This is a genomic window from Streptomyces sp. GLSS-08 (assembly GCF_056387915.1).
Window position 1 is genome coordinate 90,364 of sequence record NZ_JBWJAQ010000024.1, and the last position, 12,238, is coordinate 102,601.

A 12,238-nucleotide genomic window follows, 5' to 3' on the forward strand; every position below is an offset into this window, starting at 1 on the left:
CGACGCGGGTGCGCGGACCGGGGGCGCGGGTGCGGGGACCGGGGGTCCGGGTGCGGGCGGTTCGGGCGCCGAGACAGGCACGGGGACCGCTCCACACGCGGGCGCGGCCAGCGGCGGCGCGGGTGCCGACGGTTCCGGCGGCGGCGCGGGTGCGGGTGCCTACGGCTCCGATGCCGCCGACGTGAGTACCGCTCCCGACGCGGGTGCCGCCCCCGGCGCGGGTACCGCCCCCGGCGCAGGTGGCACTCCCGGCGCGGGTACCGCCCCCGGCGCGGGTGCCGTCCGAGCCGGGGCCGCTGTCGGTGCGCGTGCCGCCGGCGGACTGCGGTTCCACGGCGTGCGGTTCCGCTACCCGGACGCCCCGGCGGACGCGGCCCCCGTCCTCGACCGCGTCGACCTGCACATCCGCCCGGGCGAGACGATGGCTCTCGTCGGCGCGACCGGGTCGGGCAAGACCACCCTCACGGCTCTCATCCCCCGGCTGCACGAGGTGACGTCGGGCCGCATCACGCTGGACGGCGAGGACATCACGCGGATGCCCCGGGCGACGCTGCGCGAACTCGTCGCCGTGGCCTTCGAGGAGCCCACCCTCTTCTCGGCCAGCGTCGGCGAGAACGTCCTGATGGGCGCCGAGGACACCGCGGGCGGGGTGGAGCTGGACCGCGCCCTGGCCGTCGCGCAGGCCGACTTCGTCCACGCCCTCCCGCAGGGCACCGGCACCCAGGTCGGCGAGCAGGGCCTGAGTCTGTCCGGCGGCCAGCGCCAGCGGCTCGCCCTGGCGCGTGCGGTCGTCGGCAATCCCCGCTTCCTCGTCCTGGACGACCCGCTGTCGGCGCTGGACGTCCACACGGAGGCCGCGGTCGAGGCGGCCCTGCGCCGCGTGCTGGCCCGCACGACGGCGCTGGTCGTCGCGCACCGCCCGTCCACGGTGCTGCTCGCCGACCGGGTGGCCCTGCTCTCCGGCGGCCGGGTCGCCGCGGTCGGCACCCACCACGAACTGCTGCGCTCGAACGCCGAGTACGCCTGGCTGATGTCGGGCGCCGAGAACACCGACGCCGCTGCCAAGGCGGCACACGGCACCCACGCCGGAGCCGCGGCCGGTCACGGCGGCACCCGCACCGAGGAGGACCACCGATGACGGCGCCCACGACCACCGCGCCGGACAAGGACCCGGACCGGGACCCGGACCCGGACCGGGAGTCGGCCGGGGAGCAGAGGCGACCGGGGCGGGAACCCGCCGGGCCCGGCGATCCCTTCGACCGCGACGTCCTGCCCACTCCCCCGGGCGCGACCGCCGCGCTGCTGCGCTCGCTCCTCGCCCCGCTGAGGGCCCGGGTCGTCGTGACGACGGTCCTGCTGCTGGTCCAGCAGGCGGCGGTGCAGCTGGGTCCGCTGCTCGTCGCGTACGCCATCGACCGTGCCGTACCGGCGCTCCGGCGCGACGACCACGGTCCGCTGATCGGCGTGGCGGTCGCGTACCTGCTGTGCTCGGTCGTCTCCGGTGCGCTGCAGTACGCGTTCATCTCGGCGTCCGCCCGGGTCAACCAGGATGTGCTGCTGGACCTGCGCGGCCGCATCTTCCGGCACGCGCAGGCCCTCAGCATCGACTTCCACGAGCGCTACACGTCGGGCCGGCTGATCTCCCGCTCCACGACGGACGTCGAGTCCCTGCGGGAGCTGCTCAGCGAGGGCCTGCAGGAACTCGTCATGGTCGTCCTGTCCTTCGTCTACATCTCGGCGATGCTGCTCTGGCTCGACCTCGGTCTTGGCGCGCTGGCGGTGGCCTCCTTCGTGCCGCTGTACCTCCTGGTACGGCTCTATCAGCACCGCGCGGGCCGGGTGTACCGCGTGCGGTCGACCGCGATCGCCGCCGTCATCGTGAAGTTCGCGGAGACGATGAACGGAATCCGGCCAGTGCGTGCCTTCCGCCGCGAGGCGGCCAACGACGCGGAGTTCCGCGTCCTGAACGAGCGCCACGAGCGGACGAACGGCGACGCCCTGCTGGAGATGGCCCGCTATGTCACCGGCTCGCGCCTGATCGCCAACACGGCGGTCGCGGGGATGGTGCTGTGGGGCGCGTACCGGGTGGCGTCCGGCTCCCTGGACCTCGGCGTGCTGGCCGCGGCGGTGCTCTACCTGCGCCGCCTGTACGACCCCATCGACCGGCTCGGCATGTTCCTCAACTCCTACCAGTCGGCCGCGGCCTCGCTGGAGAAGATCGCGGGTCTGCTCGCCCAGACGCCCGCGGTGCCGGAGCCCTCGACGCCCCGGTACCTGCCGGAGTCCGCGTCGGAGCACCCGGGCCGCGAGGTCGTCTTCGAGGGCGTCCGCTTCGCCTACCGCACCGGCGGCGAGGTGCTGCCCCGCTTCGACCTCACGCTGCCGGCCGGGCAGACGGTGGCCGTGGTCGGCTCGACCGGCGCCGGCAAGTCCACTCTGGCCAAGCTGCTGGCGCGCTTCTACGACCCGTCCGAGGGGCGGGTCCTGCTGGACGACGTCGACCTGCGCGACCTGCCGAACGCCGAACTGCGGCGCGGGGTGGTGATGGTGACCCAGGAGGCGTTCCTGTTCTCCGGCACGGTCGCCGAGAACATCGCCATCGGCCGACCGGACGCTCCCCGTGAGGAGATCGAGCGGGCCGCGAAGGCGATCGGCGCGCACGACTTCATCAGCGCGCTGCCCGACGGCTACGACACGGACGTACGCAAGCGGGGCGGCCGCATCTCGGCCGGCCAGCGCCAACTGGTGGCGTTCGCGCGGGCGCTGCTCGCGGACCCGGCCGTACTGATCCTGGACGAGGCGACCAGCTCGCTGGACGTCCCCGGCGAACGGGCGGTGCAGCGCGCGATGTCGACCGTCCTGCACGGCCGCACGGCCGTCGTCATCGCGCACCGCCTCTCCACCGTGGAGATCGCCGACCGGGTCCTCGTGATGGAAGACGGCCGGGTCGTCGAGGACGGCACACGGGGTCAGCTCATCGTGGACACCGGCAGGTTCGCCGACCTCCACCAGGCATGGCAGGACAGTCTGGCCTGACCGAACGACCAGTTCGTATACCGAACATGACCACCCGGACAACGAACGGTTTCCGGCCAACTTCTTGATGCGCCCCTGACAGACAGGGCAATCTGCTGCCACTCTTCCCACGGCCGCTCCACAGCAACCTCACAGCATCCCGGCTGTGCGGCGGCGCAACCTCCTTGCACCTGGTTCCGCGTACCGCCCTGTTCTGCCCGGACGGGTCATCCATCGTCCGGTCTCCCCTGGCCGTGCGACCCGCGGCCACGCAGAAGGAGTCAGTGTTGAGAAGCAGCACCTCCCACAGACGCACCTCCCACACCGCGCGCCGTAGGGCCACCGCCGCCGCACTCGTCGGCGTCACCGCCCTGCTCACGGCGGCCGTCCAGTCGGGCGCCGCGAGCGCCGCCCCCGAGAAGGCACCGGCCGGGAAGATCAACCCCGGCTCCGTCGCCGTGCAGCTCACGCCCTCGCAGCGCGCCGAGCTGATACGCGACGCCAACGCCGCCAAGGCGGACACCGCCGAGGACCTCGGCCTCGGGGCGAAGGAAAAGCTCGTCGCCCGTGACGTCGTCAAGGACAAGGACGGCACGCTCCACACCCGCTACGAGCGCACCTACGACGGGCTCCCGGTGCTCGGCGGCGACCTGGTGGTCGACACCGCCAAGTCCGGGAAGACCGAGGGAGTCGTCAGGGCGACGAAGGCCACGATCAAGGTCGCCACGCTCACCCCGGCCGTCACCGCCTCCAAGGCCGAGAAGCAGGCCGTGAAGGCGGCGCAGAGCGCGGGCTCCGAGAAGACCGGGGCCGACCGCGCGCCCCGCAAGGTGATCTGGGCGGCGAACGGCAAGCCGGCTCTGGCGTACGAGACGGTCGTCGGCGGCATCCAGGAGGACGGGACGCCGAACGAGCTGCACGTCATCACCGACGCGGCCACCGGCAAGAAGCTGTACCAGTACCAGGGCGTCGACAACGGCACCGGCAACACTCAGTACAGCGGTACGGTGCCGCTGACCACCACGCTCTCGGGCTCCACGTACACGCTGAACGACGGCGCGCGCGGCGGCCACAAGACGTACAACCTGAACCACGGCACATCCGGCACGGGCACGCTGTTCTCGCAGACCACCGACGTCTGGGGCAACGGCACCACGTCGAACGCCGCCACCGCGGGCGCGGACGCGCACTACGGCGCCGCCACAACGTGGGACTTCTACAAGAACACGTTCAACCGCAGCGGCATCAAGAACAACGGCGTCGGCGCCTACTCCCGCGTCCACTACGGCAACGCGTACGTCAACGCGTTCTGGGACGACAGCTGCTTCTGCATGACCTACGGCGACGGCTCGGGCAACGCCAAGCCGCTGACGTCCCTGGACGTGGCCGGCCACGAGATGAGCCACGGCGTCACCTCCAACACCGCCGGCCTGAACTACAGCGGCGAGTCCGGCGGTCTGAACGAGGCGACCTCCGACATCTTCGGCACCGGCGTCGAGTTCTACGCGGCCAACTCCTCCGACGTGGGCGACTACCTCATCGGCGAGAAGATCGACATCAACGGCAACGGCACGCCGCTGCGCTACCAGGACAAGCCGAGCAAGGACGGCGCGTCCAAGGACAACTGGTACTCGGGGATCGGCTCGGTCGACGTGCACTACTCGTCGGGCCCCGCGAACCACTTCTTCTACCTGCTGTCCGAGGGCAGCGGCGCCAAGGTGATCAACGGCGTCAGCTACAACTCGCCGACCGCGGACGGCCTCCCGGTCACCGGGATCGGTCGCGACAAGGCACTGCAGATCTGGTACCGGGCGCTCACCACCAAGTTCACCTCGACCACGAACTACGCGGCGGCCCGCACCGGCACGCTCGCGGCGACGGGTGAGCTGTACGGCACCACGGGCGCCGAGTACAAGGCGGTGCAGGACGCGTGGGCGGCCGTGGCCGTCGGTGCGCGGTCCGGTGGCGGCGGTGGCGGTACGTCGTTCGAGAACACGGCCGACGTATCGATTCCGGACAACGGCGCGGCCGTGACGTCCTCGGTCACCGTCTCCGGGCGGGCGGGCAACGCCCCGTCGAACCTGGCGGTCGCCGTGGACATCGTGCACACCTGGCGCGGTGACCTCGTCATCGACCTGGTGGCCCCGGACGGCACCGCGTACCGCCTGAAGAACTTCAGCTCCTCCGACTCGGCGGACAACGTGAACACCACCTACACGGTCGACGCGTCCTCCGAAGTCGCCAACGGCACCTGGAAGTTGAAGGTCCAGGACCAGGCGGCGCAGGACACCGGCTACATCAACAGCTGGAAGCTCACCTTCCCGTAGACCGTCCCGCGGTCACGCACGGAACAGGGCGCCGTCCCGGTGGTTCGACACACCGGGGCGGCGCTCTCTTTTACTCTGCCGTGACCCAGGCTTGGTTGCCTCTTGAGCATGATCGATTCCGCATTGCGTACAGCGATATTCACTCAACGAACGCTTTCCGGCCAAGCTTTGCTTGCCCTCATGACATGTACGCGCCCCGGATGGCACGCTTCCACCGCACGGCACTCCCGCACCGCACCTTCCCCTCCGCACGGCTACCCCAGACCGTGCGGTCGGCCCCCACACAAGGAGCTTGCGTGACCCCCCTCTACGCGCGTCACAAGCGGACCACTCTTGCCATCGCGACAGCCGTCGCGGCCGGAGCCCTCCTCACCACCGGTATGACCACCGGTGCGTCCGCCCAGACGCCCGCCTCATCCACCGGCGCGTCCGACCCGGCCGCCGCCCCGGTCCAGCTGTCCCCGGCGGCCCGTACGACCCTGATCAGGGACGCCCAGGCCGACGTCACCGAGACGGCCGACGGGATAGGTCTCGGCGCCAAGGAGAAGCTCGTCGTCAGAGACGTCGTCAAGGACGCGGACGGCACGGTCCACACCCGCTACGAGCGCACCTACGAAGGACTCCCGGTCCTCGGCGGCGACCTCGTCGTCCACGAGACGAAGGCCGGTAAGACCCAGGGCGTCACCAAGGCGACCAAGGCGGCCATCAAGGTGGCCTCCCTGAAGCCCGCCGTGACCGCCCAGAAGGCCGAGAAGCAGGCCGTGAAGGCCGCGCAGAGCGCGGGCTCGGAGAAGACCGGGGCCGACCGCGCGCCCCGCAAGGTGATCTGGGCGGCGAACGGCAAGCCGGTCCTCGCCTACGAGACGGTCGTCGGCGGCCTCCAGGACGACGGCACCCCGAACGAGCTGCACGTCGTCACGGACGCGGCGACCGGCAAGAAGCTCTACGAGTACCAGGGCATCGAGACCGGCACCGGCAAGAGTCTGTACGCCGGCACCGTCCCGCTCACCACCACCAAGTCGGGCACGACGTACCAGCTGTACGACACCGCCCGCGGCGGCCACAAGACGTACAACCTCAAGCACGGCACGTCCGGCACCGGCACGCTGTTCACCGACGCCGACGACGTCTGGGGCACGGGCACCGCCTCCAGCTCCACCGCCGACCAGACGGCCGCCGTCGACGCCGCGTACGGCGCCCAGGTGACCTGGGACTTCTACAAGAACACCTTCAACCGCAGCGGCATCAAGAACAACGGCGTCGCCGCCTACTCCCGCGTCCACTACGGCAACGCGTACGTCAACGCGTTCTGGGACGACAGCTGCTTCTGCATGACCTACGGCGACGGCTCGGGCAACACCCACCCGCTGACGTCCCTGGACGTGGCCGGCCACGAGATGAGCCACGGCGTCACCTCCAACACCGCGGGACTCAACTACTCGGGCGAGTCCGGCGGCCTGAACGAGGCGACCTCCGACATCTTCGGCACCGGCGTCGAGTTCTACGCGGCCAACTCCTCCGACGTGGGCGACTACCTCATCGGCGAGGAGATCAACATCAACGGCGACGGCTCGCCGCTGCGCTACATGGACAAGCCCAGCAAGGACGGCGGCTCCGCCGACAACTGGTCCTCCTCGGTCGGCAGCAAGGACGTCCACTACTCGTCCGGCGTCGCCAACCACTTCTTCTACCTGCTGTCCGAGGGCAGCGGCGCGAAAACCATCAACGGGGTGTCCTACAACTCCCCGACGTACAACGGCTCCACGGTCACCGGCATCGGCCGCGCCAAGGCCCTGCAGATCTGGTACAAGGCGCTGACGACCTACATGACGTCGACGACCAAGTACGCGGGCGCCCGCACCGCCACCCTGTCGGCGGCCTCGGCGCTGTACGGCTCCACCAGCACGGAGTACGCGGCCGTGAAGGCCGCCTGGACCGCGGTGAACGTCAGCTAGTCCGCGTCCGGCCCCACAGGGCGGCCCCCGGAGAGAAGGTTTCTCCGGGGGCCGCCCTACGCTGTCCCCCATGCCCTTCACCTACGAGGACGTGGGCGCGACCCGCGAGGACCGTTGCCCACCGGGCTTCCACCGACTGCATGTCCGAAACCGGATCGGCGAGGGCGAGGACGTCTTCCGCAGGGCGTGCCAGGCACTGCTGACCTGGGAACTGCACCGTGCGGTCGGCGTCGCCATCACCACCGACGCACAGACGGCGGCGCCCGGCGTCGACGTCACCGTCGGCCTCGGCCCGATCAGGGCCCCCTGCCGTGTCGTCTGGACGACCCAGGAACCCCGCCGGGCCGGCTGGGCCTACGGCACCCTGCCCGGTCACCCGGAGTGCGGCGAGGAGGCCTTCGTGGTGGACCGCACCGGCGACGGCACCGTCTGGCTGACGGTGACCGCCTTCAGCCGCCCCGCCAAGTGGTACGCCCGGGCGGGCGGCCCGGCGACACGCGGTCTCCAGCACGCCTACGCACAGCGCTGCGGGGTCGTCCTGCGCCGGCTGTGCGCCGGGCTGGAGGACTAGGGCCCGTCCCGACGGGGTCGGCCCGTGCCCCGCCCGCACCGGCGGGGCACGGTCCCGGTCACCGCAACAGGACGCCCGCCCCCTCGCCGGTCTCCTCCGACGGGACGGCCACCAGACCCAGTTCCGCACCCGACGCCAGCAGACGGTGCGCCGGCAGGATGCGGACCGTGTAGCCGAACGGCCCGGTGCGGTCCAGGGACAGCGGGCCCTCGTAGACCCAGCGGCCCTCCATGTCCGGGCCGCCCGCCGGTTTCAAGGGGACCGTCGCCGCGTCCGCGATGCGGTCCTGCGCGTCCACCCGCCCGGCGACCACCTGCACCTCCACGTCGTCGGGGGCGAGGTCGGCGAGGTCCACGCGGACCCGCAGGCTGAGCGTCGTGTTGAGTTCGGCGGTGGTGGTCTCCGCCGAGGCCTCCACATGGTCCACCGCGACCCGCGGCCAGGCCGCCCGCACCCGGGATTTCCAGCCCGCCAGTTCCCGCGCGGCCTCCGGCGTCGCCGCGCGGTGGGCGCGGGCCGCCGGGGTGTACAGGCGCTCCACGTACTCGCGGACCATGCGGCCCGCCAGCACCTTGGGGCCCAGGTGGGTCAGGGTCTGGCGGACCATCTCGATCCAGCGGTCGGGCAGGCCGCCCTCGCCCCGGTCGTAGAAGCGCGGTGCCACCCGCTGTTCGAGGAGGTCGTAGAGCGCGGAGGCCTCCAGTTCGTCGCGGCGGTCGTCGTCCGTCGCCGTGCCGTCCGCCGTCGGGATCGCCCAGCCGAAGTCCGGCTGGAACCACTCGTCCCACCAGCCGTCCAGCACCGACAGGTTGAGGCAGCCGTTCAGCGCGGCCTTCATGCCGCTCGTGCCGCAGGCCTCCAGCGGGCGCAGCGGGTTGTTCAGCCAGATGTCGCAGCCCGGGTAGAGCTTCTGCGCCATCCCCATGCCGTAGTCGGGCAGGAACACGATGCGGTGGCGCACCCGGGGATCGTCGGCGAAGCGCACCAGCTCCTGGATCAGCCGCTTGCCGCCGTCGTCCGCCGGGTGCGCCTTGCCAGCGACGACGATCTGGATCGGACGCTCGGGATGCAGGAGCAGGTCCAGGAGCCGGTCCCGGTCCCGCAGCATCAGCGTCAGACGCTTGTAGGAGGGGACGCGGCGGGCGAAGCCGATCGTCAGGACGTCGGGGTCGAGCACGCCGTCGATCCAGCCCAGTTCGGCCGTGCCCGCCCCGCGCTGCCGCCAGGAGGCGTACAGGCGCTCCCGCACCTCCGTGACGAGTTGCTCGCGCAGGACGCGGCGCAGGTCCCAGATCTCCTGGTCGGCGATGTCGGCGACCGAGTCCCAGCGGTCCGAGGCGCCGACCGTGAGCGCTTCCTCGGTGCGCTGCGCGCCGATCTGGCGGGCGCCGAGTCTCAGGACCTCGGGGGCCACCCAGGTAGGTGCGTGCACCCCGTTGGTCACCGAGGTGATCGGGACCTCCTCGGGGTCGAAGCCCGGCCACAGGCCGGAGAACATCTCCCGGCTGACCTGACCGTGCAGCAGGGACACGCCGTTGGCGCGCTGGCCGAGCCGCAGGCCCATCACGGCCATGTTGAAGAGGTTGGCCTCGCCGCCCGGGTAGGTCTCCATGCCCAGGGCGAGGATCCGCTGCACGTCGATGCGCGGCAGCTCGGCGTCGGGACCGAAGTGGCGGGCCACCAGCTCCCGGTCGAAGCGGTCTATCCCGGCCGGGACGGGGGTGTGGGTGGTGAACACGGTGCCCGCGCGGACGGCTTCGAGGCCGGAGTCGAAGTCGAGCCCGCTGTCGCACAGTTCGGCGATGCGCTCCAGGCCGAGGAAGCCGGCGTGGCCCTCGTTCGTGTGGAAGGCCTCGGGCTCGGCGTGGCCGGTGAGCCGGCAGTACGTCCGTACCGCGCGCACCCCTCCTATGCCGAGCAGCATCTCCTGCAGCAGCCGGTGCTCGCTGCCGCCGCCGTAGAGGCGGTCCGTCACGGCCCGTTCGCCGAGGTCGTTCTCCTCGACGTCCGAGTCCAGCATGAGCAGCGGGACGCGGCCGACCTGGGCAAGCCAGACGCGGGCCCGCAGCCGCCGGCCCCCGGGCAGGGCGAGGGACACCTGTGCCGGGGTGCCGTCGCTCTCGCGCAGCAGCACCAGCGGCAGCTCGTTGGGGTCCAGGACGGGGTAGTGCTCCTGCTGCCAGCCGTCCCGGGACAGGGACTGGCGGAAGTAGCCGTGCCGGTACAGCAGTCCCACCCCGATGAGCGGCACGCCGAGGTCGCTCGCGGCCTTCAGGTGGTCGCCGGCGAGGATGCCGAGACCGCCGGAGTACTGGGGCAGGGCGGCCGTGATGCCGAACTCGGGCGAGAAATAGGCCACGGCTGCGGGCAGTTCGGCCGACTGCGCCTGGTACCAGCGGTCGCCGGTCACATAGCCGCTCAGGTCGTCGGAGACCGCGGCCAGTCTGCTCAGAAAGGGGCGGTCCTCGGCGAGCTCGGCGAGGCGCGCGGCCGACACGCACCCCAGCAGCCGTACGGGGTCGTTGCCCGACGCTGCCCATTGCGCGGGGTCCACGGACCGGAAGAGGTCACGGGTCTCCGCATGCCATGACCAGCGCAGGTTGCGCGCCAGGTCGATGAGCGGGTGAAGGGCTTCGGGGAGTACGGGTCGGACGGTGAACCTGCGGATTGCCTTCACGAATTCCACCTTCACGGAGGACGTACGCGGCAGAGGGACGCACGTCGCTGTGCGCCCTTCGTCACCCACGACGTTAGCGGCGCGGGCGCCCTCGCAACTACGGCGCACGGCGGGACACGCGCCCGACCCCCGCACCCACCGGCCGACTTCGGCGTGAATTCGCCGCAACCGTCGCGCGCGGCCGACTTGCATCTTGGGCCGGTTCCGCCCGCCTGTGCGCCCTTGTGGCACCTGACACCCCACGAGAGGCTGTGCCCTGTGACGCACCGGAGGAAGCGCCCCCGACGTGGTGCACCCCGGTCTCCGTGCGTCACGTCAGGGAGGGGAACCCAGACATGCCACGGACGCGTACCGGACGCCCGCGCCGGGGGGGAGACCTCACCGCGGCTGTCGCGCTCGCGATGCATCCGGCCACCGTGCCGCCCGCGCACGCCGCTCCCGAGGGGCGGATGACCGGCGCCGGGGGCCGGGCGCGGTCGACGGTGGCCACCTCGTCACGCCCGACGAGGGCACCCCGGCGTCGTCGGCGGCCGGCCGGGGCGTCGCCGAGACGTACGGGGCGGAAATCAGCCACACATACCGCACTGCTCTCAATGGGTAAGCGGTACGGGCCGACGCGGTGGGGGCCGGTTCACCCGACGGACCGCCCAGGACGAGCCGTTCGCAGGGGGCGCACGGAAGCACGCTCGGGACCGGCACACCGGGGTCCGGCCGGCCCCGACCTGGTGCGGACAAGGTCTGACTTTTGTGCAGACATGGGCGCGAGGAGTTAACAACGCGCCGGATTGCACACCCGAATAGGGTGGGAAGGCTCCTCCGGGTAGGTCCGGAGGTCCCGCCTCCCCCACACTCTCATCCGCCCACCCACGTTGACGCGGACAGGAGCGGTCATGCCCGCCAAGCACCACACGTCGCCACCCCCGACGCCCAGCACCGTCGCAACCTCCATGAGCAGGGTCGATTCCGGTCCCCCCACGGCGGAGAAACCCTCCGCGGACCGTGCTGCCGGTGTGGGGCGCATCCCGGTCCTGGACGTCCGGCCACGGGTCCTGGAAGGACGGCGCCCCGCGAAGGCGGTGGTGCGCGAGCCGTTCGGGATATCGGCCACGGTCTTCCGTGAGGGCCACGACGCGGTCGCCGCGAATGTCGTCCTCACAAGTGCGGAGGGCCGCGAGGGCCCCTGGACCCCGATGCGCGAACTGGCCCCCGGCTCCGACCGCTGGGGCGCCACCGTGTCCGTACCGGCCGAGGGCCGCTGGACCTACGCCGTCGAGGCATGGAGCGATCCGGTGGCCACCTGGCGCCACCACGCGAGGATCAAGATCCCCGCGGGAATGGACACCGAGCTGGTCCTCGAGGAGGGGGCCCGCCTGTACGAACGGGCGGCCGCCGGCGTGCCGAAGAAGGCGGGCCGACGGGCCGTCCTCGCCGCGGCGGACGCACTGCGGGACGGCGGGCGGCCCGCCGCGGCCCGGCTCGCCGCCGCCCTCACCCCCGAGGTGGACGAGGTCCTCAACCGCCACCCGCTGCGGGAACTCGTCACGTCCTCCGAGCCGCTGCCCCTCGTCGTGGAGCGTGAACGGGCGCTGTACGGCGCCTGGTACGAGTTCTTCCCGCGCTCCGAGGGCGCCGTGGTCCGTGCGGGCCGGCCGCCGGTGAGCGGGACCTTCCGCACCGCGGCCGAACGCCTGCC

Annotated in this window: 7 protein-coding genes; 6 read left to right on the forward strand and 1 reads right to left on the reverse strand. The window is 71.9% G+C overall.

The genetic code is table 11. The annotated features are described in order from the left end of the window. From AC0ZLC_RS30275 to AC0ZLC_RS30295, 5 genes are all read left to right on the forward strand, one after another. On the forward strand, positions 1-1,138 hold a 1,138-nt coding region (locus AC0ZLC_RS30275; RefSeq protein WP_476755127.1), incomplete at its 5' end, for an ABC transporter ATP-binding protein. Then, positions 1,135-3,036, forward strand: a complete 1,902-nt coding sequence (locus AC0ZLC_RS30280) for an ABC transporter ATP-binding protein (RefSeq protein ID WP_476755128.1) — start codon at positions 1,135-1,137, stop codon at positions 3,034-3,036. The genes AC0ZLC_RS30275 and AC0ZLC_RS30280, both read left to right, overlap by 4 nt. Before the next feature lie 266 nt (positions 3,037-3,302). Then, on the forward strand, positions 3,303-5,342 hold the full coding sequence (locus AC0ZLC_RS30285; RefSeq protein ID WP_476755129.1) for a M4 family metallopeptidase: 2,040 nt from the start codon (positions 3,303-3,305) through the stop codon (positions 5,340-5,342). Between the two features lie 296 nt (positions 5,343-5,638). After that, positions 5,639-7,297 (forward strand): M4 family metallopeptidase, encoded by a 1,659-nt coding sequence (locus tag AC0ZLC_RS30290; protein WP_476755130.1) that lies wholly within the window; start codon positions 5,639-5,641, stop codon positions 7,295-7,297. Between the two features lie 70 nt (positions 7,298-7,367). Beyond that, on the forward strand, positions 7,368-7,868 hold the full coding sequence (locus AC0ZLC_RS30295) for a DUF1990 family protein (protein WP_476755131.1): 501 nt from the start codon (positions 7,368-7,370) through the stop codon (positions 7,866-7,868). A gap of 58 nt (positions 7,869-7,926) precedes the next feature. Here the strand turns inward: AC0ZLC_RS30295 and glgP are convergent, their stop codons facing one another. Beyond that, positions 7,927-10,545: an alpha-glucan family phosphorylase gene (gene glgP, locus AC0ZLC_RS30300; RefSeq protein WP_476755132.1), complete on the reverse strand. Its 2,619-nt coding sequence runs from the start codon at positions 10,543-10,545 to the stop codon at positions 7,927-7,929. A gap of 890 nt (positions 10,546-11,435) precedes the next feature. On the opposite strand from glgP, the gene AC0ZLC_RS30305 reads away from it, so the two are divergent. Then, positions 11,436-12,238, forward strand: an 803-nt coding sequence (locus AC0ZLC_RS30305) for a maltotransferase domain-containing protein (RefSeq protein WP_476755133.1), incomplete at its 3' end; no start/stop codon positions are given.

Bases quoted from the DNA above. Each gene is read 5' to 3' on its own strand.
- AC0ZLC_RS30280 (WP_476755128.1), top strand. From the start codon at position 1,135: ATGACGGCGCCCACGACCACCGCGCCGGACAAGGACCCGGACCGGGAC.
- AC0ZLC_RS30295 (WP_476755131.1), top strand. From the start codon at position 7,368: ATGCCCTTCACCTACGAGGACGTGGGCGCGACCCGCGAGGACCGTTGC.